The sequence below is a fragment of the Micromonospora zhanjiangensis genome, assembly GCF_042650605.1.
GTDB lineage: Bacteria > Actinomycetota > Actinomycetes > Mycobacteriales > Micromonosporaceae > Micromonospora_J > Micromonospora_J zhanjiangensis.
The window spans coordinates 119243-140746 of sequence record NZ_JBHSBN010000008.1; the positions used below are offsets into that span (position 1 = coordinate 119243).

Genomic DNA, 21504 nt, shown 5'->3' on the forward strand with positions numbered 1-21504 from the left:
CGATGGAGGACGCCGCTGCCCGGTTCTTCGAACGACTCGACCGGCTCCGGGGCGAGCCGCTGCTGCGGAAGGTGCGCGGGACGGTGCGGATCGACGTACGGCAGGGGCCGAGCACCGAACACTGGATGGTCCGCTTCGACCGGGGGGACGTCACCGTGTCCCGGGACGACGGCCCGGCCGACAGCGTCGTGACGACCGATCCCGAGTTGTTCGAACAGATCGTCGGGGGCGAGGAGAACGGCATCGCCGCGATGCTGCGTGGCGCCATGCAGGTCGCCGGTGACCTGCGGTTGGTCCTCACGCTGGAACGGCTCTTCCCGGGACCGCCCGACTCGCGCGGAAGGGGCCGTGGCCCGTGCGGGCGCGGGGCGGTCACGGAGGGGGCCGGGCCGAGATGAACGGACAGAAGATCTCGATTCTGGACGGTAACACCTTCGTCGTCTCCGACGGTCGGGGCGACATCGAGGCGACCCCGAGCGAGCCGACCGGGCTCTTCTCGATCGACACGCGGTTCCTCTCCCGCTGGGTGTTGACCATCAACGGCCAGCGGCTCGACCCGCTCTCCTTCGACGACCTCCAGTACTACGAGGCGCGGTTCTTCCTGGTGCCCGGCGGGACGGCGCCGAACATCGACGCGAAGCTGTCGGTGATCCGGGAACGCACCATCGGGGACAGCTTCGAGGAGCAGTTGACCATCCTCAACCACGACGAGGAGCCGGTGCGGCTGGAGGTCCGGATGGAGGCGGGCGCCGACTTCGCCGACCTGTTCGAGATCAAGGACGAGATCCTGGAGAAGACCGGCGAACGCTACGCCGTGGTGGAGGAGGGCGCGTTGCGCCTCGGTTATCATCGGGAGACCTACCGTCGGGAGACGGTGATCTCCTCCAGCGAGCCGGCCCGGTACGACGAGCACGGCTTCAGCTATTCGATCCAGGTGCAACCGCAGTCCCGCTGGGAGACCGAGATCCAGGTCCGGACGCAGGCCATCGGGCCGAGCGGTCAGGACCTGCGGATCGGGCTGCGGGCGCACGGCGAGGACCGGAAGAAGGGCCTGGAGGAGGACCTGCGGACGTGGATCGCGAACGCGCCGCGGATGGTGTGCGAGTGCGAGCCGCTCGCCGAGACGTACGAGCGGAGCCTGGTGGACCTGGCGGCGTTGCGCTTCTCGCCGTTGTCGCTCGGCCGGGAGGCGTTGCCCTCGGCCGGTCTGCCCTGGTTCATGACCATGTTCGGCCGGGACAGCATCTTCACCTGCCTGCAGACCCTGCCGTTCACGCCGCAGATGTCGGTCACCACGCTGCGCATCCTGGCCACCCTGCAGGGCACCCGGTTCGACGACTTCCGGGACGAGGACCCGGGCAAGATCCTGCACGAGATGCGGTACGGCGAATCCGCCTCGTTCGAGGAACAGCCGCACTCGCCGTACTACGGCACCGCCGACGCCACGCCGCTGTTCGTCGTGCTGCTCGACGAGTACGAACGGTGGACCGGTGACGTCGCCCTGGTGCGCGAGTTGGAGTACGAGGCCCGGGCGGCGCTGACCTGGATCGACGAGCACGCCGACCTGGTCGGCAACGGCTACATCTGGTACGAGCCGCGCAACAGGAAGACCGGCCTGGCCAACCAGTGCTGGAAGGACTCCTGGGACGCCATCTCCTACTCCGACGGCGAGTTGCCGGGCTTCCCCCGGGCCACCTGCGAACTGCAGGGTTACGCGTACGACGCGAAGGTGCGTGCCGCGCGGCTGGCCCGCGAGATCTGGCACGACGAGGCGTTCGCCGACCGGTTGGAGCGCCAGGCGGCCGAGCTGAAGGAACGGTTCAACCGCGACTGGTGGGTCGCCGACGGCGAGTTCTACGCGCTCGGCCTGGACCCCGACGGCCGGCGGGCGGACGTCCTGTCGTCCAACCTCGGGCATCTGCTCTGGAGCGGCATCGTCACCCCGGAACGGGCCGGTCGGATCGCTGAGCACCTGCTCGGTCCGCGGCTGTTCTGCGGTTGGGGGGTGCGTACCCTGGCCACGGGTGAGGCCCGGTACAACCCGATCGGCTACCACAACGGCACGGTGTGGCCGTTCGACAACTCGTTCATCGCCTGGGGGCTGCGCCGCTACGGGTTCGCCGAGGAGGCGGCCCGGATCGCCGAGGGCATCATCAGCGCGGCGGGCTTCTTCAAGGGCCGGTTGCCGGAGGCGTTCGCCGGCTACGAGCGGTGGCTCACCCGTTATCCCGTGCAGTACCCGACCGCCTGCAGCCCACAGGCATGGTCGACCGGTACGCCGTTGCTGCTGCTGCGGACGATGCTCGGTCTGGAGCCGCACGAGGGACACCTCGCCGTCGAGCCGGTGCTGCCGGTCGACATGGGCCGCATCGAGTTGCTCGACATCCCGGGCCGCTGGGGCCGGGTGGACGCGTTCGCCCGCGGCCGGTTGGGGCCCGACCGCCGCTGACCCGCCGCCGCTGACCGCTGCGGCCGATCGCCGTCCGCGTCGTCAGGCGCGCGTGATCCAGCGGAACCGCACCCGGTAACCGGGTCGGGCCTGGGCCACCAGCCACATGTCGTCCGGGTGCACCGCGCCCACCACCGGGTAACCGCCGGTGGTGGGCGCGTCGGCCAGGAAGACCAGGGGTTGGCCGCCCGGCGGGATCTGGACCGACCCGCGTGCCATGCCCTCGCTCGGCAGTTGGCCGGTGCGCGTGCCGGGCACGGCCGGCCCGGCGAGTCGCACCCCGATCCGGTTGCTCTCGGCCGTGACCCGGTAGTCGGCCCCGCTCATCGCGCGCAGGGCTCGGTCGCCGAACCAGTCGTCGCGCGGTCCGCGGTACAGCCGCAGCCGCAGCGGATCGGGGATGGCCGGCCGCGGCGCCACGTCCACCGGTGCCGGCATCGCCCGGACCGGCCCGACCGGCAGTCGCTGCCCGGCGGCCAGCGGTGCCGGCCCGATCCCGGACAGCAGATCGGTCGACCGGCTGCCCAGCACCGGTGGCACGTCGATCCCGCCGGCCACCGCCAGGTAGCCGCGTACCCCGCGCTCGGCCGGGCCGACGGTCAGGGTGGCGCCGGCCGGCACCCACTGCGGGCGGTCCAGGCCGGCGGGTCGGCCGTCGACCCGGACCGCCGCGGGCGCGCCGGTCACCGCCACCCAGCGTCCGGCGGTGAGTCGCAGGTCGGCGCCGAGCAGCGTGGTCTCGACCCCGGCGGCGTCCTCCGGGTTGCCCACCAGCCGGTTGGCCAGCCGGAGGCTGTCCGGGTCGGCGGCACCGGACCGGGGCACGGCCAGGTGGGCCAGCCCCGGCCGGCCGAGGTCCTGCACGGTGCTCAACGGCCCCGGGCGAACCACCACCAGCGCTGCCCGGTTCACGGCCGCTCCGCCGTGAACCTGACCCGGGTGCCGGGGGCCAGCAGCGCCGGCGGGTCGCGGGTGGCGTCGAAGAGTCGTACGGCGGTCCGGCCGATGAGCTGCCAGCCGCCCGGTGACGAGCGGGGGTACACGCCGGTGTACTCGCCGGCGAGTCCGACCGCACCGGCCGGCACCGCCGAACGCGGCTCGGGCCGGCGCGGCACGCGCAACCACTCGGGCAGGCCGGTCAGGTAGCCGAAGCCGGGGGAGAAGCCGCAGAACGCGACGGTGAACTCGGTGCCGGTGTGCGCGGCCACCACCCCGGCGGGGGTGCGGCCGGTCAGCGCGGCGACCTCGGCGAGGTCCGGGCCGTCGTACCGGACCGGGACGCGGACCACCGGACCGGCGGCGTCGGTGGCCGGGACCGCGCGGTCCCACCCGGCCAGCAGTCGGCTCAGCTCCGCCCGGCCCGGGCCGGGGGACGCGCAGTCGAGCAGCACGGTCCGGGCACCCGGCACCAGGTCGACCACGCCGGGCAGCGCGCCCCGCCCGCGCAGCGCGGCGAGGTGCCGGTGCAACCGGTCGGCGGCGGGCCCGCTGTCCACCTCGACCAGCCAGGACCAGCGGCCGGCGCGGCGCAGCAGCGGTCCGGCCGGTTCGCCCGTCGCCACCGCTACCGTCCGTCCGGGGCGTCGGCGACGGCGGCGACCACCTGGCGCATCGAGTCGGCCAGGTAGCTGTCCAGCGTGGCCCGGGCCCGGTCCAGGTCGCCGGCCCGCAGCCGGTCGGCGATGTCGTGGTTGCGCCGCAGGTACGGCTCGTGGAACGCCCGCGGATCGACCAGGGCGAGGAAGCCCAGCCGCAGCTCGGTCATCAACCGCCGGAAGAAGTCGTCCGCCCGGGTGCTGCCCTGGGCGGCCACGATCGCGGCGTGGAAGCGCAGGTTGGCGGTGCCGGCGGCCAGCCAGTCGTCGCCCGCGGCGGCCCGGTCGCCGGCCGCCAGCGGTCCGGCCAGCGTCGCCGGTTCGAGCGCGCAGGTGCCGGTCCGCAGCCCGTCGAGGGTGGCGAACTCCAGCATCCGGCGCAGGCCGTAGATCTCCCGTACGTCGGCGGTGGTCAACCGGCGGACCACCACCCCCTTGTGCGCGGCGTACGACAGCAGGTGCTCGTTCACCAGGGTCCGGTAGGCCTCCCGAACGGTGTTCCGGGAGACGCCCAGGGCCCGCGCGAGGCTGGTCTCCGGCAGCGCCGTACCGGGGCGGAACCGGCCGGCGAAGATGTGCTCGCGGATCGCCTCGGCCGCGCGCTCGGCGGCGGTCGGAACCGGGGTGAGGGCCGGCAGACCGGCCAGCTCGGTTTCGGCCGGCCGGGCGCGGGACGGCCTGGTCATCGACGCCTCCGGTTCCGAATGGTGGGCAAATTGTAGAACAACCTACATCCAACGGTCTACGCTGGCGGTCGGTCGTAAGGCGGGTGAGCCCTCGACGGTGCGCTGGCGGGCGCGCCAGGCGGCCACTGCGGGCAACCGGCGAACGGGATGCCGAATCGGGACCGGAATGGGGTGTTTGGCGTGAGCGGGGACGACGCGATGACGCGGGCGGTCGAGGCGGTCGGCGCGGCGGCGACCGAGGCGCACCGGGCCAGCCCGTCGCTGGCCACGGCCACCGACGGGCAGATCGACGCCGCGCTCCGGGCGATGGCCCGGCTCCTGGTCGAAGCCGCCGAGCCGGTGCTGGCCGCCAACCGGGAGGACCACCGCGCCGCCGTCGCCGGCGGGATGGGCGGTGGCCTGCTCGACCGGCTCCGACTGGACGAGGCCCGGCTGCGCGAGATGGGTGACCAGTTGCTGGCGCTGGCCGACATCCCCGCCGAGCCGGCCCGCCGGCCGGTGCGGCGGCTCGACGACGACCTGGTGGTGCAGGAGTGGCGCCGCCCGGTGGGCGTGATCGGGGCCAACTTCGAGGCCCGCCCCAACGTGGTCGTCGACATCGCGTCCCAGCTGGTGAAGTCGCGCAACGCCGGGGTGCTGCGCACCGGCTCGGCCGCGCTCGGTTCGGCCGTCGCGCTGATCGACCACGTGGTCGCGCCGGCGCTGGCCGAGGCCGGCCTCGACCCGGCGGCCGTGCAACTGCTCCGCCTGCCGGGCCGGGAGTCCGCCGCGGCCCTGGTCCGGCAGCCCCGACTGCTGCCGTTGGTCATCCTGCGCGGCAGCGGGGAGAGCACCCGCAGCCTGGCCGAGCAGGCGGCGCTGGCCGGGGTGCGAACCCTGGCGCACGCCGACGGGGGTGCGGTGCTCTACCTGCACCCGTCCGCCGACCGGCGGCGTGCGGTCGAGCTGGTCGAGCGGAGCATCGACCGGCTGGGCGTGTGCAACCGGCTCAACCTGTTGCTGGTCGACACCGCTGTCTGGGACGAGCTGGTGCCGACCGTGCTGGACCTGTTCGCCCGGCACGAGCCAAAGATCACCGCCTCGTTGCCGCCGCACGAGCACCCGATCGGCTTCGAGTGGGCGCTCGACGACGGCAACGAGGCGACCGTGACGGTCGCGCCGGCCACCGGTCCGGCCGACGCCGCCCGGATCGCCAACCAGGAGACATCCGGCCTGGCCGCCGCGATCGTCGCGGAGGATCCGGCCGCCGCGGCCGAGTTCCTCACCGGGTACGCCGGTACGGGCGGCTTCTGGAACGCGACCACCCGGCTGCTGGACGGCTTCAAGCTGCTCTCCGTGCCGGAGACCGGGATCAACATCGACCGGGTGCCCGGCCCGCGCGGCCCGGTCACCTTCCGCGACCTGTCCCTGCGGCAGTACGTCGTCGTGCCCGCCGACCTCGCCGCGCACCTCGGCACGGAGTAGGGCGACCCCGCCGCCCGGGCCGGGCCGGACCGGCCGGTCGACCCGGCGGCGCGGGCCGGGCTCCGGGTGGTGGCCGACCGCGACGTCGGGCCCGGCCGGACCGGCCGGTCCGGGCCGGCCGGGCAGCGCGGTCAGCGGCTGGCGGCGAAGGCATCCACGCCGGTGAGGTCGGCCGACAACCGCCACAGCCGCGCGGCCTGCTCGGGATCGACCGCCCAGTCGTGGACGCCGCCGGTGGCATGGTCGGCACCGGCCGGCTCGGCGATGTCGCAGTCCTCGCAGTAGACGCCGCCCAGGCCGGCCAGCCGCGGCGAGGTGGCCGCCCACACCTGCGTCGCGGCACCCTGCTCCGGGGTCTTGAAGTCGGGGTTGAGCGGGTTGCCGTCGGCGTCGATCCAGCCGAACGCCACCATCTCCTCCTTCGCCAGGTGGCGCTGCAGCGGGGTCAGGATGCCGCCCGGGTGCACGGCGAACGCCCGTACGCCCCGGTCCCGGGCCAGCTCGTCGAGGTGCACGGCGAACAGCACGTTCGCGGTCTTGGCCTGCCCGTAGGCCGCCCACTTGTCGTAACCGTGCGCGAACTGCACGTCGTCCCAGCGGATCCCGCTGCGCCGGTGCCCGCCGGAGGAGACCGAGACGACCCGCGCCCCGCCCGGGACGATCGCCGGCCACAGCCGCTGCACCAGCGCGTAGTGGCCCAGGTGGTTGGTGGCGAACTGGGCCTCCCAACCGGGGCCGACCCGGGTCTCCGGACAGGCCATGATGCCGGCATTGTTGATCATGATGTCGATGGTCCGGCCCGAGGCGAGGAACCGGTCGGCGAACTCGCGGACGCTGTCCAGATCGCCGAGGTCCAGCTCGTCGACCTCGACGCGGGCCGACCCGTCCAGCGCCTGCCGGGCGGTGTCCGGCCGCCGGGCCGGCACGACGACGTGCGCGCCGGCGCCGGACAGGGCGCGGGTGGTCTCCAGGCCGATGCCGGAGTAGCCCCCGGTGACCACCGCGAGTTTCCCGGTCAGGTCGATCCCGCGCAGCACCTCCCCGGCGGTGCTGCGGAAGTCGAATTCCGACCCGATCTTGTGCTGAGGTGTCGTCGTCATGCCTTCGACCGTACGAATTCGAGCGCACTCGAGGTCAAGCCTCGCCGGCGGCGGTGGCCGACCCACTACTTGACAAGCGACGTCAAGTACTTGACACTCCTTGCCAAGGAGGGAGGCTCCGCCATGCCACCGACCCGCGACGAGGTGACCGAGCAGCTGGTCCGGCTGCTCGACATCCGGCTGCTCGACCCGTTGGAGATCCTGCTCGACGGCGACGACACCGTCGACGCGATGCGCGTCGTGCTCCGGGCCCGGGCCCGGGACTGGGCGACCCGGATCGCGACCGGCGACGACTCGGCCGCCCTGGGCACGATCATGCGACTGCTGTCGACGCTGTATCCGGACGACGGTCCGTTCGACCCGCCCGCGGACTGGTGGCGTACGCCGCTGGGTCGGACGGTCGCGTACCGGGTCGGCCACCCGACCGCCGTCTCGGTCTCGTACGCGGTCGCCGGTGCCATGCTCGGGATCACCCGGCAGGGCGTCCACGACCTGGTCACCCGGGGGAAGTTGGCCCGGCATCCGGACGGCGGAGTGATCCCCACGTCGGTCCGGGACCGGCTGCGCCGGCCCTCGGCGGGAAGGAAGGTTGAGAACGATGCGTGACCTGACGGTGGAATCCGGCCCGGTGCCGATCGCGGTCCGGGACTTCGGCGGCGCCGGACTGCCGGTGCTGCTGTTGCACGGCGCCGGCGCCAACCTGGTGAGCATGACCGGGCTGGCCGACCTGCTCCGCCCGGCGCACCGGGTGGTGGCGGTCGACCTGCGCGGCCACGGCCACTCCGGGGACGGCCGGTGGGACTGGGCCGACGTACTGTCCGATCTGGACGTCGTCGTCGCGGCGCTCGACCTGAAGGCCCCGGCCGTGGTCGGCCTCTCGCTGGGCGGGATGCTCGCCGCGCTGTGGGCGGCGCGGCACCCGGAGTGCCCGGGCGCGGTCAGCCTGGACGGCAACCCGGCACCCACCCGGCCGGCGCAACTGCCCGGCCTGGACCCGGAACGGGCGGGCGCCGAACTGGCCCGGCTGCATGCCGCGTTCGACGCCATGACCACGGCGCTCGCCGCGCCGCTCGGCGCCGAGCAGCTCGACCAGGCGCGGGCCGGCCAGCGGGCAATGGCCCAGCGGTACGGCATCGATCCGGCGGTCTGGGTGGCGGCCTTCGACCGCAACCTGTCCACCCGGGACGGGAGCACCAGGATGCGTCCCGGCCCGGAACTGCTCGGTCAGCTCCGCCCGGCCATGGACGCGCTCGACCTCGACCCGGTGTACCGCGGGGCGACGTGTCCGCTGCTGCTCGTCCAGGCGACGGTGGATCTGCCGGAGCAGCGGCCCTTCGCCGACCTGTACGCCGCATACCGCCGGTACCTGGCCGGCCGGATCGCCGCGGCGGCCGAGGCCAACCCCGCCCTGCGGGTGGTGCACCTGGCCGGGGCCAGCCACGCGATGACCGCCGAGCAACCCCACCGGATCGCCGAGCTGATCACCGACCTGCTGGCGTCCCGTGGCTGACCACCGCGGGCGGCTCAGACCGCCGAGCCCGGATGCCGTTCGGCGGCCCGCCGGACCCGCTCGATCCGCCCGGTGCCCCGCGACCCACGCGGCGACCGGCGGTAGTAGTCGTCCCGGTGCAGGAACTCGACGAGCAGCGCCCCCGGCAGATCGACGCCGCGGTACGGGTCGGCCAGCTCGTCGCTGAACAGGCTGGCCCGGGTGCGGGCGGTCAACGCGTCCCGCTCGGGCGGGGTCAGCTCGACCGTGCCCGGGTGGGTCAGCCGGAAGCCGGCGACCGCCCGCCGGACCAGGTGCCCCAACTCCCGGACCGTGCCGTTCGTGCCGAGCGGGTCACCGCCGACGGCCAACGTCGGCCGGCCGGCCGCGCGCAGCGCGTCGCAGACGATCAGCAACTGCTCCGGCCGTCCCGGTGTCACCGGCCGGGGCCGGCCGGTCGTGCGCGGGCCGGCGGGCGGACGGTCGCCATCCGCCGGCCGGGGCCGGGAAGCCGGTCGGTCGGCCCCGGCCGGGCTCAGGTGCAGCCGGGCGGGCCACTGCCAACAAATCTGGCCGGTGGCGACCCGGGCGTTCACCCGGCCGGCCCGGCGCCGGTGCCGGGGCGCGGCGGCGCCCGCGACCGGGGCGGCGTCGAGGTCCCAACCGGCGCAGACGTACGCCAACCGGCGGTCGGTGACCACCAGGTCGGTGGGCCGGGGCAGCGTCCAGCTCAACGTGGCGTCGTCGACGGTCCGGCCGAGCAGGTAGCCGGCCAGCTCGACCCGGCCGTGCCACAGCACCTGCTCGTCGGTGTCCAGGACGATCCGACCCCGCCAGTCCAGCTCCGGATACGAGGCGTCGTCCGTCTCCGGATCGTCAAAGCGGTGCGGCCGGATGAAGAACGGCGCGGCGTTGGCTTTCATCGGGGAAGGGCCTCCCGTCGAGGAACTTCTTCCCGATCAGCGTGCCGGCCCGGGTACGCGGTGTCATGACGGTCGTTGAGGGGTCAACTTATCGGGTGCCGCGTACGACCGGTAGGTGCCGATCTCGTCCGGCCGGATGAGTCCGTCCTCGATCGCCCGGGCGAGCAACGCGGCTTTCGTCGCCGCCGGCCGGCCCGCCCGGGCGTATTTCAACCGCGCCCGGTCGACGTACTGCTTCACGGTGTGTTCACTGATCCGCATCCGCCGGGCCACCGACGCCTTCGACATCGACTGGAACCACAGCAGCAGCGCCTCACGCTCCTGATCGGACAGGGCGGGGCGGTCCGAGCGGCGGTCGCCGACGATGGCCCCGGCCAGTGACGGCGGCACGTACGGCCGGTCGCTGGCCGCCGCCACCACCGTCGCCACGCAGTGCTCCCGCCCCTCGTGCTTGGCGAGAAAGGCGACCGCGCCGGCGTCCAACACCGCCAGGATGGTCTCCTGCCCGGTGTGCTCGGAGTACACCACCACCCGCCGGCCGGCCGCGCACAACTCGGCCACCTTGTCGATCGCCATCCGACCGTGCAGTCGCAGGTCGAGCAGGATCACGTCGGCCGGCTGCTCGGTGGCCCGCAACACCGCGTCCGGATCGTCGCCGGTGGCGACCACGTCGAGCCGTGGCTCGCTGGCCAGCCAGGACCGCACCCCCTCCACCACCACCGGATGGTCGTCCACGATCGCGACGGTGATCCGCGTCGGTTCGTCGGTCATCTCGCCCGCCACCGGGTCTGCGTCCATGTCATGTCCTCGTCCTGCTCGTGGAACTGCTCGATCAGGTCGTCCGGCGGTGGCGTGCCGACACCGCCCCCGGGCGGGGTCGGGTCCCGCCCGTTCGCGCCGCCGACGGTCGGGGCGACCAGGCTGACCGCGACCTCGTCGGGCTGGGCCACCACGGTGAGCCGGGCCCAGTCCCGGGCGTTCGCCAACGCGGTGGCGAGCGGTTCGGCGAGTCGCCGCCTGATCCGTACCGGCAACTCCGGCGGATCACCGACGGCGACGAACTCGACCGGCACGCCGCGGCGCTCGGCGATGTCGACGCAGGCCCGCAACTCGTGCAGCAGCGGATCCGGCACGTCGTCCGACTCGGCGATCAGCCGGCGCAACCGGGACGCCTCCAGGGCGCACCGCCGCTGCACGGCGGGATCCGCCGGGTCGGCCCGGCCGTCGGCCAATTCGGCCAGGAGCGCTCCGGCGGTGCGGCTGATCCCGGACAGCCGTTCCCGGCGTTCCCGCAGCGCCCGATCGGCGGCCTCACGTTCGGCCTGTACGGCGGCCCGGGCCGCGGCGGTGGCCGCGGTGGACCCGGCCAGCGTGCCGAGCGCACCGGCGGCGACGGCCAGCGCGACCTGCAACACCGTCGTGCCGTAGACGAACATCACCCAGCGGCTGACGTCCGCCGCGCCGCCCGGGCCGGCGCCCAGCACCGCGGCCAGTGCGATCGCCGCCCCGGCGGCGAGCACCGCGATCAACCGGCTGACCGGCCGTCCCCACAGCACCAGCACGGCGAACCAGCCGAGCGTCCCCCAGGACCAGTTGGCGCCGCTGAAGAAGCGGGTCGGCGGGACGGCGGCGAACACCGCCGCGTGCACCAGCAGCAGCACGGCCACCGCCGGCCAGACCGGCAACCGGGTGCCCCGGAACAGGTGGGCGGTGGCGACCAGCCCGACGACGGCGACGACCAGCCAGCCCGTACCGGCCACCCACGGGTGGCGGTAGCCGGACCAGCCGACCACGATCGCCGGCAGGTTGATCACCAGATGCCAGACGAAGGCGATCACCACCGCGGCGATCCGGACGCCGCGTTCGGAGGTGACCGAGACCGCCGTGACCGCGCCGGTCGTCGGGTCGTCCCCGCGGGGGATCGGGTCGGCGGTCATCGGGCCGGCCAGACCAGACGTACCCGGGTGCCGTGACCCGGGGCGGAGATCACCTCGGCCCGACCGCCGACGGTCGCCATCCGGCCGTGGATCGACTCGCGCAGGCCGTACCGGTGGGTCGGGACCGTGCCCGGGTCGAAGCCGGGGCCGTCGTCCGTCACCTCGACCACCACCCTGCCGTCGCCGCCGCGCAGTCGCACGCCGGCCGCGCTGCCCGGCGCGTGCCGCTCCACGTTGGACAACGCCGCGGCCAGGCTGCCGGTGATGGCGTCGGCGACCGCCGGCGGTACGGCACACTCGTCGAGGTCGGTGACCACCGGTTGCCGGGGCAGCCGGTCCAGGGCGGTACGCACCCGGTCGGCGAGCGGTTCGCGGACGTCGGTCGGGCGGTCGGCGCCGGCGGACCGCGCCCCGGTCAACTCGATAAGCGTGCGCAGGTCGGAGTGGGCCCGCTCGCGCAGCCCGGCCGAGCCGGCGGTCACCGCGCCGAGGCCGACCACGGTGAGGGTGGACAGCACGGTGTCGTGCAGGTCCCGGTTGTGCTGGCGCTCCGCCTCCCGGGCGGCGCGGTCCAGCAGGGCCTGCCGGGAGACCCGCTGGAATCCGGCGAACGCCTCGTCGGCCAGTCGGCTGCCGCGCCGGGCCAGATAGGTCAACCCGGCGCCGGAGAACGTCTGGACGGTCAGCGTGCCGGCGTGCGCGACCGCCTCCGGGTCGGCACCGGCGAGGTGCGCGCCGAGCGCGTACGCCCCGACGACGAGCAGTCCGGTCGGGATCGACCGGGACGCCGGCAGCCCCAGCTGGGCGACGATGACCGAGGTGCTGGCCAGGATCGCCACCCAGCTCACCTCGCCGGGCAGCACCTCGGCGGCGACCAGGTGCCGCATCAGCAGGCAGGTGACCACGGTGAGCGTGACGTCGACGGTCACCAGCCGCCCGGTCAGCCCGTGCCGCAGCGTCCACCGGGTGAACACCAGCGACCAGCCGGTCAGCACGGCGACGGTGACCACCAGCAGCGGCACGTGCACCGGTGGGGTGCGCACCGCCAGGGCCACGCACGCCCCGGCCAGGCCGCAGGTCACCCGGATGACGGCGGGAAAGACCGCGACGATCCTGCCGAGTGCCGCGCCGGCCGGGTTGTCCGGTGCCGGCGTGGTCGGGACCGCCGGTGGCGCGGCCTCCGGCCGGGCATCGGGCAGCACGGCAGTCCTCCCGGCGGTGGGCTCGGCGGATTGCCCGCCTATTCACATCGACGGATGAGAATAGCATATTGAAGGCATTCGCGCCGTTTCGCGACGCACGACCGTCACCGCCCGGGGTGGGTCCGGACACACCGCGTGTGCTGCCCGGCCGCCGGCACGTGCCGCCGGTGACCGGGCACCGAGGACGGATCAGTGCGGGCGGAACGCGTCGAGGTGCTCGTCCACCCACTGGCCGAAGGTACGGCCCGGCTTGCCGGTGATCCGCTCGGCGGTACTGATCTCGGGGCGGATTCCGACGGTACCGGCCTGGTGGTCGAGCAGCGAGGCGGCCACGTCGGCGGGCATGAACCGGCCCAGTTGTTCCTCCGCCGCGGCCCGGGTCGGCCGCCGTACCGGGACGTCCCGGCCGAGCCGGACGGCGATCTCGCCGACCTGCTCGCGCAGGGTGAGCCCGTGCGGGCCGGTCAACGTGACCGCCCGGCCGCGAACGGCGGCGTTCCCGGTCAGCGCCGTCACCGCGACGTCGGCGATGTCGTCCTCGTGGATCGGCGCCAGCAACGCCTCCGGGTAGGCCAGGTCGACCGGGTCGCCGCGCCGGATCGCCTGGCTCCAGCCGTACGCGTTGCCGGCGAACGCGCCGGGCCGCAGGATGGTGGTGTCGAGGTTGGACCAGGTCAACGCCCGTTCGACAAGCAGGTGGTGCCGGCCCAGCGGGTCGTCCTCCGCGTCCGGCGACAGTGCCGCCGACGAGGAGAGCAGCACGACGTGCCGGACGCCGGCGGCCTCGGCCGCCCGGACCAGCTCGTCGATGCCGCCCGGTTCGGCGTAGAGGAACACCTGCTCGACACCGCGCAGGGCGGCGGCGAAGGTGGCCGGTCGGGCCAGGTCGAGCGGGACGACCTCGACGTCGGTGGAGCGGACGCCGACGGGCAACCGGAGTTGCTCGGGCCGCCGGCTGGACGCGCGCAGGGGGTGTCCGGCGGCCCGCAGGCCGTGCAGGACTGAGCTGCCGACCGCGCCACGCGCGCCGGTGATGAGGATGGTCATCGAACTTCTCCCGAGGTGGGAGCGATCGAACGGCGCCCTGGCTGGTCCGCCGTTCCGCCCGGGGGATCCGGGTTACAGGTGCGGTCACCGTATCGGATCGCCGGCGGTGCCGGGCCAAGCCGTTCGTCCACGGGCCGGTCCGCGCGCGGTGCGCGCGGTCAGCTGCGGGGGGCGTACATGATGACGGCGACGCCGACCAGACAGATCGTCGCGCCGGCCAGGTCCCACCGGTCGGGCCGGAAGCCGTCCAGCACCATGCCCCAGGCCAGCGAGCCGGCGATGAAGATCCCGCCGTACGCCGCCAACACCCGGCCGAAGTTGGCGTCCGGTTGGAAACTTGCCACGAACCCGTACGCCCCGAGGGCCAGCACGCCGCCGGCGATCCACAGCACGCCGCGGTGCTCCCGCCAGCCCTGCCAGATCAGCCAGGCACCACCGATCTCGGCGAGCGCGGCCAGCAGGAACAGCAGGAGCGAACGCAGGACGGCCACGGGTCAACGGTAACCGGCTGGTCAGCCGGCCGGCGTGGGGCTTCCGGTCGCCGTCGGGCTCCCGGTCGGCGGCGGTACGTCGGTTCCGGCCGGTGTCGGGGTGGCGGTGGCGCCGGTCGGAGCGGGTGTCGGGGCCAACCACGACGTGGCCGGGCGCAAAGCCGTCAGTCGGACATGCCGGACCGATGCGTGCGGTGGCCCGGTCGTCCCGGCGACCGCCGACGAGCAGGAGTTCGCGCCGCCTGATCTTGGCATGCGGCCTGCTCAGTAGGGGTTCTCCGGATCGGACTGTCAGGGTGCCCTCCGGGTCGGATCCCCGATGTAGCGTCCCGTCGGGCCGGGCATGATCATCTGCATGAAGCGTCGTGATCTTCTTATGTTCGCCGGACTGGCCGCCCTCGCCGGTTGCGGTAACCCGGGTTCGGATTCGAAGGGAAACTCCGGCACCCTGGCCTTCGCCAATCGGCTCAGGGTGCCGCCGTTGCTGGAGCCGGCCGTTGCGGCCGACGGCACGAAGCAGTTTTCGTTGACGATGCAGGCCGGGCAGGTGGAGTTGCTCCCGGGCAAGCCGACTACGACGTGGGGTTTCAACGGCGCCTTCCTCGGCCCGACGATCCGCGCGACGCGTGGCGACCGCGTCGCGATGCGCGTGCACAACCAGCTCGGCGAGCCGAGCACGGTCCACTGGCACGGCATGCGGCTGCCCGCGGTGATGGACGGCGGCCCGCACCAGATGATCCGACCAGGCGCTACCTGGTCCCCGCACTGGACGATCGACCAGCCGGCCGCTACCGCCTGGTACCACCCGCATCCGCACGGCAACACCGCCAAGCACGTGTACCGCGGGCTGGCGGGCCTTCTTCTCGTCGATGACCCGGAGACGGCCGCACTGGGCCTGCCTTCGACCTACGGGGTCGACGACGTCCCGCTCATCCTGCAGGACAAGACCCTCGACGCGAACGGCGTGCTGCAGGAAGACGCCAACCCGGTGTGGGGCCTCATGGGCGACCAGATCCTGGTCAACGGGGTCTACGACCCCTACTTCGAGGTGACTACGACGCTGGTGCGGCTGCGCATCCTCAACGGATCCAACGCGCGGATGTACAACGTCGAGTTCGCCGACCGGCGACGGTTCCACGTCATCGGCAGCGACGCTGGCCTGTTGGCGGCACCGGTGGCGGTCGACCGCGTGCAGCTGAGTCCGGGGGAGCGGTTGGAGGTCCTGGTCGAGTTCGAACCGCGCGACCAGGTCGTGCTGCGCAGCGTCGCCGGCGACGACGGCATCGACGAAGGGGATTACGAGCTGCTGAAGTTCGTCGCGGCGGATCAGCTCAAGCCAGGGCCGCCGGTTCCGCAGCGGCTGGCCGCGAGCCGGCGCATCGAGGCACCCGTCGGCGCTCGGGAGCGCACGTTCAAGCTCAACGGCAGCGATGCGATCAACGGGCGGGAGATGGACATGACCCGCATCGACGAGGTCGTGCCCGCAGGAGCGATCGAGATCTGGCACGTCCAGAACCCCGTCTACTCCCACAACTTCCACATCCACGAAGTGGCTTTCCGCATCCTGGACATCGACGGGAGGCCGCCGTCGGCATACCTGCAGGGCCCGAAGGACACGGCGTTCATCCCGCGCAAGTCGACGGTGCGGCTCGCCGTGCAGTTCGGGCACCACACCGACCCGAAAACGCCCTACATGTACCACTGCCACATCCTTCGGCACGAGGACAAGGGCATGATGGGCCAGTTCGTGATCGTGGAACCCGGCACCGAAGCGTCGGTGCCCCGCACACTGCCGAGCCACCATCATCACGGCTAAGCGCCCGTACGCACTCTTCTCGGCCAATGGCGGCGATGATCGTGGCCGGGGCGCCAAGAGCATCAGTGCTTTTCCGGTGCGACACGCCGGTGGGGCGACAGTTCGACAACTGATGCTCTTGGAAGGTGGGTACGACCGCAGCCGGCCGACCGGGTCGGCGCCGGCCACGACGCGTCGATTGGCCATGTTCGGGCGCCGGTCCGCCGTGCCAGGGTGGGCGGATGGAGATCCTGCGCTACACCGCGTTCAGCGCTGATCCGGCCGGTGGCAACCCGGCCGGGGTCGTCCTCGACGCGACCGGTGCCGAGGACGCGGCGATGCTGGCGATCGCCGCCGACCTGGGCTACTCGGAGTCCGCCTTCCTGACGCCGCGCGGCGCGGGTCGGTTCGACGTGCGGTACTTCAGCCCGCTGGCCGAGGTGCCGTTCTGCGGGCACGCGACCATCGCGGCCGCCGCCGCGTACGCCGAGCGGCACGGGCCGGGGTCGCTGCGGCTGGCCACCCGGGCCGGGCAGGTCGACGTCTCCACCGAGATCGCGCCGGGCGGCACCCCGACCGCGACGCTGGTCAGCGTGCCGCCGCGAACCGTTCCGCTCGCCGCCGACGACCTCACCGAACTGCTCGCGGCGCTGCGCTGGGCCCCGGCGGATCTCGACCCGGCGCTGCCGCCGCGGGTGGCGTACGCCGGAGCGTGGCACCCGGTCCTCGCCGCCGTGAGCCGGCGACGGCTGGCGGACCTGGACTACGACTTCGACGCCCTCGGCGCGCTGATGGCGCGGCACGACTGGACCACCGTCGACCTGCTGTGGCGCGAGTCGTCGACGGTGTTCCACGCCCGCAACCCGTTCCCGCCGGGCGGAGTGATCGAGGACCCGGCCACCGGCGCCGCCGCCGCGGCCCTCGGTGGCTACCTGCGCGAGCGGGGTCTGGTTCGGCCGCCGGCCACCGTCACCGTCCACCAGGGACACGACCTGGGCCGGCCCAGCCTGCTGCGGGTGGACGTCCCGACCGGGCCGGACACCGGCATCGCCGTCACCGGCACCGCCGTCGCCCTGCCCGACCGGCGCTGACGGGCCGGCCCGGACCGGGGACGGCGTGCCGCACGACGGGCTTCCGGCTGGGTGGACTCTCCCACGGTGGGAGAGGTGATGATGCTCCGGTGACCGGGGACCTGCTGCCGATCGGCGCCTTCGCCCGACTGTGCCGGCTCAGCGTGAAACAGCTGCGCCACTACGCCGACCTGGGGCTGCTGTCGCCGGCCCGGATCGACCCGGTCACCGGCTACCGGTACTACGGCCGCGACCAGGTGCGCGACGCGACAGTGGTCGCCCTGTTGCGCGGGCTCGACGTGCCGCTGGACGCGATCGGGCAGGTGCTCGCCGGCGACCACGACGTCCGGACCGCCGTACTGCGGGGGCAACAGCGGCGGCTGGAGGAGCGGATGGCCGCCGAGCGGCGTACCTGGCAGTTGCTGGACCGGCTGTTGACCGACGGGCTGTTGCGCCTGGACGTCGCCCTGTCCCGGGAACCGGCCCGGCGGTTGCTGGTGTACCGCACCGTGGCCGCGCCCGAGGAGATCGGGGTGGCCGTGTCCGCCGGCGTCGGGCGGCTGATGGCGGCGGTGCGGGACGTCGGCTGGACGCCCCCGGTGTGGGGAATCTACCCGGCCGACCTGACGGACCCGCTGCGGATCGCGGTCGGCGTCCAGAGCGCCGAGCCGGAGGCGCCGCCGGGGCTGTCCGTGGAGCGGGTGCCGGCGGGCCCGGCCGCCACGGCTGTGCACGTCGGCCCGTACGAGCACGTGGCGCTGACGTACCACGCCGTCTTCGCCTGGATCCACGAGCGCGGGCTACGACCGCGCGGCACCGTCCGCGAGGGCTACCTGACCGACCCCGGTACGACCGACCCGGCGCAGTTCGTGACCCGGATCGTCGTACCGGTCGACGAGGAGGAGGACGTATGACCGAGCTGCCGAGGACGGACTTCAAGAAGACGTACCGGCAGGTGTACGCGGCGAGGGCGACGCCGACGCTGGTGGACGTGCCGGAGCTGACCATGCTGGCGGTGGACGGCGTCGGCGACCCGGAGGGTCCGGCCTACCGCCAGGTGGTCGAGGCGCTGTACGGCGTGGCGTACACGCTGCGGTTCGGCCTGAAGAACGCGGGCGTCCTGGAGTACCCGGTGATGCCCCTGGAGGGGCTCTGGTGGAGCCCGGGACTGCGGGACGGGTCGACGGCGGACCGGTCGGCCTGGCACTACACGATGATGATCATGCAGCCGCCGCAGGTGACCGCGGACCTGGTCGCCGACGCCGTCGCCGGGGCCGGGCGGAAGCGGCCGTCCGCCGCGCTGGACCGGGTGGAGCTGCGGACGCTCGCCGAGGGGCCGAGCGCCCAGATCCTGCACGTCGGGCCGTTCAGCGAGGAGCCGGCGACGCTGGACCGGCTGATGGCCTTCATCGGCGAGCGCGGGCTGCGGATGCACGGCAAACACCACGAGATCTACCTGTCGGACCACCGGCGTACGGCGCCGGAGAAGCTGCGGACCATCCTGCGGTATCCGGTGCTCCCGCCGGTCGGGGGGTGAGCCGGCCCCCGGGGACGGCGTAGGCCCAGGCATACCTCGTTCGGGCGGTCAGTGTCAGTGCCGGGCCACCCCGCCGGCTGGTCTGCTGGACGGGTCAACTCGCGGGAGACGGATCCGCGGTGGGGGAGGCCGGCTGATGCTCGAACTGATCGACGTGACCAAGGTGTACTCCGGTGGCAAGCGCGCCGTCGACGGCGTGACGCTGCGACTGGGCCCCGGACTGATCGGCCTGCTCGGCCCGAACGGCGCCGGCAAGTCGTCACTGATGCGGATCGCCGCCACGGTCACCCGGCCCACGGGTGGTCGGGTGCTGTTCGATGGCGCGGACGCGGTGACCCGGCCCGACCCGTTGCGCCGGGCGCTCGGCTACCTGCCGCAGGACTTCGGGGTCTACCCGCAGCTCACCGCCCGGGAGTTCCTGTCCTACCTGGCCGCGGTCAAGGGCCTGTCCGCACGTTCGGCCCGGCGTCGGATCGACGAACTGCTGGAACTGGTCAACCTGACCGAGGCGGCCCGCCGCCCGCTGGGCGGCTACTCGGGCGGCATGCTGCGTCGGGTCGGCATCGCGCAGACGCTGCTGGCCGACCCGCGGGTGCTGATCGTCGACGAGCCCACCGCCGGGCTCGACCCGCAGGAACGGGTGCGGTTCCGCAACCTGCTCAGCGACCTGGCCGCCGAGCGGGTGGTGCTGCTGTCCACCCACATCGTGTCGGACATCGAGTCGGTGGCCGCCGACATCGCGATCGTGGCCGGTGGTCGGCTGCTGCGCCGGGGCAGCCCGGACGAGCTGCTCCGGGCCGTCGACGGGCGGGTGTGGGAACTGCTGGTCGCGCCGGCGGACGTACCCCGGGTGCAGGCCCGGCACGTGGTCAGCCGGATGGTCCGCACCGCCGCCGGGGTGCGGGTCCGGGTGCTGGCAGCGGCGTCGCCGGGCCCGGGGGCCAGCCCGGCGCCGCCGGACCTGGAGGACGCGTACCTCGCGGTGGTCACCGGGTCGCCGCTGGCGGTGGCGCGGTGAGGCCGGCCGTGCTCGGCGCGCTCGCCGTGGCCGACTTCCGGGAACGGGTACGCCGGCCCGCGTACCTGGTGATCCTGGCGACCGCGGTGCTGGTGGGTTACCTGGCCGTGCCCGCCGCGGACGCGCGCTGGACGATCGTCAGCCTGGGCGAGGTCCGCGGCCGGTACGACAGCGACTACGTCGGTGCGGTGACCGCGCTGGCCGGCGCGATGTGGCTGTGCCTGGGCGGCTTCTATGTGATCCGGGTGGCGGTGCAGCGGGACCGGGCCACCGGGGTCGGGCAGTTGCTGGCCGCCACGCCGGTGCGCACCAGCGGCTACCTGCTCGGCAAGTTCCTCAGCAACCTGCTGGTGCTGGCCTCGATGGCCGGGCTGCTGGCGGTCACGGCAGTGATCATGCAACTGGCCCGGGGTGAGTCCCGGACCGTCGACCCGGTGGCGCTGCTGTCGCCGTACCTGCTGCTCACCCTGCCGGTGTTGGCCGGCACGGCGGCCGTGGCGGTGCTCTTCGAGACGGTGCCGCTGTTGCGCGGCGGGCTCGGCAACATCGCCTGGTTCCTGCTGGCGCTGGTCGGCATGGTCGCGGCGCAGTCGTCGGCGGCGCCGTTCGGCGGGCTCGGCACCGGGGTGTTCGCGCGGGCGGTGTCGGCCGACCTGACCGCGCAGCACCTGCGACCGGGCGAGCTGGGCATCGGCCTGATGTACCTGGACCGGCCACCCGGGGTCTTCGTCTTCTCCGGGCTGGACTTCGGGGCCGGCTTCGTCGTCGGACGGCTGGTGCTGCTCGGCCTGGCCGCCGGGCTGGCCGTGCTGCCGGCCCTGTGGTTCGACCGCTTCGACCCGGCCCGTACCCGCCGGGTGTCCGGACCCGGCCCGTCACCGGCCGGTCCGCAGCCCGCCGGGCCGCAGCCCGCCGGGCCGGCCGGGGTACCGGGCGTGGCGGGTCCGCCGTGGCCGGCGGCGGGTCCCGGATCGGCGTACCCGGGTGGGGTCGTGGCGACGGGCGGGGCGTACCCGGGCGGGGTCGTGGTGGACGCGGAGCCGGCGGGGGTCGACTGGCGGGTGCCGCGGGTGACGACCGCGCCCCGGTACGGCGGCGCGCTCGGCCGGTTGGTCGCCGGTGAACTGCGGGTGCTGGTGAAGGGGCTGTCGGTCTGGTGGTGGCTCGGCGTCGCGCTGCTGCTCGTGCTCGGCCTGGTCGTGCCGCACCGGGTGGCCGCCGGGCCGCTGCTGCTGGGCACCGCGATCTGGCCGATCCTGGCGCTCGCCCGGCTCGGCACCCAGCAGGTCGAGCACCGGGTGGACACCCTGCTCGGGGCCTTCCCGGCGGTACCTGGGCGGCTGTTCGCGCAGTGGGCGGCCGGCGTGCTGCTGCTGGCCCTGGTCGGCCTGGGACCGGCGGTACGGATGTTGGGCACACTGGACGGGACGGGTCTTGCCGCCTGGCTGGCCGGGACCCTGTTCGTGCCGGCGCTGGCGCTGGCCGCCGGCGTGCTGAGCCGTACCGCCCGGCTGTTTCAGGTGCTCTACCTGCCACTGTGGTACGCGGTGGCCAACGACATCCGGTCGCTCGACTTCATCGGCGCGCTGCGGGTGGACGGCGTACCGGCGGGGCCGGGCCCGCTGCCGGTCGGCGCGGCGACGCTCGCCCTCCTGGCGGTCGCCTTCGCCGTCACCGCGCTCCGGCACGCCCGCCGCTGAG

At 73.9% G+C, this 21504-nt stretch carries 21 protein-coding genes; 11 read left to right on the forward strand and 10 right to left on the reverse strand.

What is annotated here, in order from left to right; translation table 11 throughout:
• Positions 1-2: 2 nt before the first annotated feature.
• Both ACFOX0_RS14310 and ACFOX0_RS14315 read left to right on the forward strand, forming a co-directional pair.
• Complete coding sequence (locus ACFOX0_RS14310) at positions 3-398, forward strand: SCP2 sterol-binding domain-containing protein (RefSeq protein ID WP_377545643.1); 396 nt, start codon at positions 3-5, stop codon at positions 396-398.
• Positions 395-2449 carry an amylo-alpha-1,6-glucosidase gene (locus ACFOX0_RS14315; protein WP_377545645.1) on the forward strand — a complete coding sequence of 685 codons (2055 nt, stop codon included), beginning with the start codon at positions 395-397 and terminating at the stop codon, positions 2447-2449. Before ACFOX0_RS14310 ends, ACFOX0_RS14315 begins: the two co-directional genes overlap by 4 nt.
• Positions 2450-2491: 42 nt before the next feature.
• Here the strand turns inward: ACFOX0_RS14315 and ACFOX0_RS14320 are convergent, their stop codons facing one another.
• Genes ACFOX0_RS14320 through ACFOX0_RS14330 form a run of 3 tightly spaced genes read right to left on the reverse strand, consistent with a single transcriptional unit; the run spans position 2492 to position 4730 of the window.
• Entirely contained in the window at positions 2492-3361 is an 870-nt protein-coding gene (locus tag ACFOX0_RS14320) for a 5-oxoprolinase subunit C family protein (protein WP_377545647.1), read from the reverse strand.
• Positions 3358-4011, reverse strand: a complete 654-nt coding sequence (gene pxpB, locus ACFOX0_RS14325) for a 5-oxoprolinase subunit PxpB (RefSeq protein ID WP_377545649.1) — start codon at positions 4009-4011, stop codon at positions 3358-3360. Before pxpB ends, ACFOX0_RS14320 begins: the two co-directional genes overlap by 4 nt.
• 2 nt (positions 4012-4013) lie before the next feature.
• Positions 4014-4730, reverse strand: a complete 717-nt coding sequence (locus ACFOX0_RS14330; protein ID WP_377545650.1) for a GntR family transcriptional regulator — start codon at positions 4728-4730, stop codon at positions 4014-4016.
• Positions 4731-4910: 180 nt separating this feature from the next.
• Here ACFOX0_RS14330 and ACFOX0_RS14335 point away from each other — a divergent pair, with 180 nt between their 5' ends.
• Positions 4911-6194 carry an aldehyde dehydrogenase family protein gene (locus ACFOX0_RS14335; protein WP_377545652.1) on the forward strand — a complete coding sequence of 428 codons (1284 nt, stop codon included), beginning with the start codon at positions 4911-4913 and terminating at the stop codon, positions 6192-6194.
• A 131-nt stretch (positions 6195-6325) separates the two neighbouring features.
• Here ACFOX0_RS14335 and ACFOX0_RS14340 read toward each other — a convergent pair whose 3' ends face one another.
• Positions 6326-7294 (reverse strand): SDR family NAD(P)-dependent oxidoreductase, encoded by a 969-nt coding sequence (locus ACFOX0_RS14340; protein ID WP_377545654.1) that lies wholly within the window; start codon positions 7292-7294, stop codon positions 6326-6328.
• Between the two features lie 123 nt (positions 7295-7417).
• On the opposite strand from ACFOX0_RS14340, the gene ACFOX0_RS14345 reads away from it, so the two are divergent.
• Positions 7418-7900, forward strand: coding sequence for a hypothetical protein (locus tag ACFOX0_RS14345; RefSeq protein WP_377545656.1), 483 nt, complete (start codon positions 7418-7420; stop codon positions 7898-7900).
• Positions 7893-8804: an alpha/beta fold hydrolase gene (locus ACFOX0_RS14350; RefSeq protein ID WP_377545658.1), complete on the forward strand. Its 912-nt coding sequence runs from the start codon at positions 7893-7895 to the stop codon at positions 8802-8804. Before ACFOX0_RS14345 ends, ACFOX0_RS14350 begins: the two co-directional genes overlap by 8 nt.
• A 14-nt stretch (positions 8805-8818) precedes the next feature.
• On the opposite strand, the gene ACFOX0_RS14355 is transcribed toward ACFOX0_RS14350, so the two are convergent.
• From ACFOX0_RS14355 to ACFOX0_RS14380, 6 genes are all read right to left on the reverse strand, one after another.
• Positions 8819-9706, reverse strand: a complete 888-nt coding sequence (locus ACFOX0_RS14355) for a hypothetical protein (protein WP_377545660.1) — start codon at positions 9704-9706, stop codon at positions 8819-8821.
• Between the two features lie 63 nt (positions 9707-9769).
• Positions 9770-10504 (reverse strand): response regulator, encoded by a 735-nt coding sequence (locus ACFOX0_RS14360; protein ID WP_377545662.1) that lies wholly within the window; start codon positions 10502-10504, stop codon positions 9770-9772.
• Positions 10474-11643: a hypothetical protein gene (locus tag ACFOX0_RS14365; protein ID WP_377545664.1), complete on the reverse strand. Its 1170-nt coding sequence runs from the start codon at positions 11641-11643 to the stop codon at positions 10474-10476. The genes ACFOX0_RS14360 and ACFOX0_RS14365 overlap by 31 nt, the downstream gene beginning before the upstream one ends.
• The gene (locus ACFOX0_RS14370; protein WP_377545666.1) at positions 11640-12845 is read right to left on the reverse strand and encodes a sensor histidine kinase; all 1206 of its coding nucleotides are present in this window, start codon (positions 12843-12845) and stop codon (positions 11640-11642) included. Before ACFOX0_RS14370 ends, ACFOX0_RS14365 begins: the two co-directional genes overlap by 4 nt.
• A 189-nt stretch (positions 12846-13034) precedes the next feature.
• On the reverse strand, positions 13035-13892 hold the full coding sequence (locus tag ACFOX0_RS14375; protein WP_377545668.1) for an SDR family oxidoreductase: 858 nt from the start codon (positions 13890-13892) through the stop codon (positions 13035-13037).
• A gap of 158 nt (positions 13893-14050) precedes the next feature.
• Positions 14051-14383, reverse strand: a complete 333-nt coding sequence (locus ACFOX0_RS14380; protein WP_377545670.1) for a YnfA family protein — start codon at positions 14381-14383, stop codon at positions 14051-14053.
• A gap of 355 nt (positions 14384-14738) precedes the next feature.
• Between ACFOX0_RS14380 and ACFOX0_RS14385 the strand changes: the two genes are divergently transcribed.
• The 6 genes from ACFOX0_RS14385 (at position 14739) to ACFOX0_RS14410 (ending at position 21503) form a co-directional block, all read left to right on the forward strand.
• Complete coding sequence (locus ACFOX0_RS14385; protein WP_377545672.1) at positions 14739-16199, forward strand: multicopper oxidase family protein; 1461 nt, start codon at positions 14739-14741, stop codon at positions 16197-16199.
• 221 nt (positions 16200-16420) lie between these two features.
• Entirely contained in the window at positions 16421-17269 is an 849-nt protein-coding gene (locus ACFOX0_RS14390; protein WP_377545674.1) for a PhzF family phenazine biosynthesis protein, read from the forward strand.
• Between the two features lie 89 nt (positions 17270-17358).
• Positions 17359-18162 (forward strand): MerR family transcriptional regulator, encoded by an 804-nt coding sequence (locus ACFOX0_RS14395; RefSeq protein ID WP_377545676.1) that lies wholly within the window; start codon positions 17359-17361, stop codon positions 18160-18162.
• The gene (locus ACFOX0_RS14400) at positions 18159-18785 is read left to right on the forward strand and encodes a GyrI-like domain-containing protein (RefSeq protein WP_377545678.1); all 627 of its coding nucleotides are present in this window, start codon (positions 18159-18161) and stop codon (positions 18783-18785) included. The genes ACFOX0_RS14395 and ACFOX0_RS14400 overlap by 4 nt, the downstream gene beginning before the upstream one ends.
• 136 nt (positions 18786-18921) lie before the next feature.
• A complete protein-coding gene (locus ACFOX0_RS14405; RefSeq protein WP_377545680.1) occupies positions 18922-19803 on the forward strand; it encodes an ABC transporter ATP-binding protein in 882 nt (293 codons plus the stop codon).
• The gene (locus tag ACFOX0_RS14410; RefSeq protein ID WP_377545682.1) at positions 19800-21503 is read left to right on the forward strand and encodes a hypothetical protein; all 1704 of its coding nucleotides are present in this window, start codon (positions 19800-19802) and stop codon (positions 21501-21503) included. The genes ACFOX0_RS14405 and ACFOX0_RS14410 overlap by 4 nt, the downstream gene beginning before the upstream one ends.
• The last annotated feature ends 1 nt before the right edge of the window (position 21504 follow it).

Excerpts from the sequence above, each read along its gene's own strand:
- ACFOX0_RS14340 (WP_377545654.1), bottom strand. The coding sequence starts at position 7,294 with ATGACGACGACACCTCAGCACAAGATCGGGTCGGAATTCGACTTCCGC.
- ACFOX0_RS14345 (WP_377545656.1), top strand. The coding sequence starts at position 7,418 with ATGCCACCGACCCGCGACGAGGTGACCGAGCAGCTGGTCCGGCTGCTC.
- ACFOX0_RS14350 (WP_377545658.1), top strand. The coding sequence starts at position 7,893 with ATGCGTGACCTGACGGTGGAATCCGGCCCGGTGCCGATCGCGGTCCGG.
- ACFOX0_RS14360 (WP_377545662.1), bottom strand. The coding sequence starts at position 10,504 with ATGGACGCAGACCCGGTGGCGGGCGAGATGACCGACGAACCGACGCGG.
- ACFOX0_RS14375 (WP_377545668.1), bottom strand. The coding sequence starts at position 13,892 with ATGACCATCCTCATCACCGGCGCGCGTGGCGCGGTCGGCAGCTCAGTC.
- ACFOX0_RS14400 (WP_377545678.1), top strand. The coding sequence starts at position 18,159 with ATGACCGAGCTGCCGAGGACGGACTTCAAGAAGACGTACCGGCAGGTG.
- ACFOX0_RS14330 (WP_377545650.1), bottom strand. The coding sequence starts at position 4,730 with ATGACCAGGCCGTCCCGCGCCCGGCCGGCCGAAACCGAGCTGGCCGGT.
- ACFOX0_RS14315 (WP_377545645.1), top strand. The coding sequence starts at position 395 with ATGAACGGACAGAAGATCTCGATTCTGGACGGTAACACCTTCGTCGTC.
- ACFOX0_RS14355 (WP_377545660.1), bottom strand. The coding sequence starts at position 9,706 with ATGAAAGCCAACGCCGCGCCGTTCTTCATCCGGCCGCACCGCTTTGAC.
- ACFOX0_RS14310 (WP_377545643.1), top strand. The coding sequence starts at position 3 with ATGGAGGACGCCGCTGCCCGGTTCTTCGAACGACTCGACCGGCTCCGG.
- ACFOX0_RS14365 (WP_377545664.1), bottom strand. The coding sequence starts at position 11,643 with ATGACCGCCGACCCGATCCCCCGCGGGGACGACCCGACGACCGGCGCG.
- ACFOX0_RS14405 (WP_377545680.1), top strand. The coding sequence starts at position 18,922 with ATGCTCGAACTGATCGACGTGACCAAGGTGTACTCCGGTGGCAAGCGC.
- ACFOX0_RS14385 (WP_377545672.1), top strand. The coding sequence starts at position 14,739 with ATGAAGCGTCGTGATCTTCTTATGTTCGCCGGACTGGCCGCCCTCGCC.
- ACFOX0_RS14390 (WP_377545674.1), top strand. The coding sequence starts at position 16,421 with ATGGAGATCCTGCGCTACACCGCGTTCAGCGCTGATCCGGCCGGTGGC.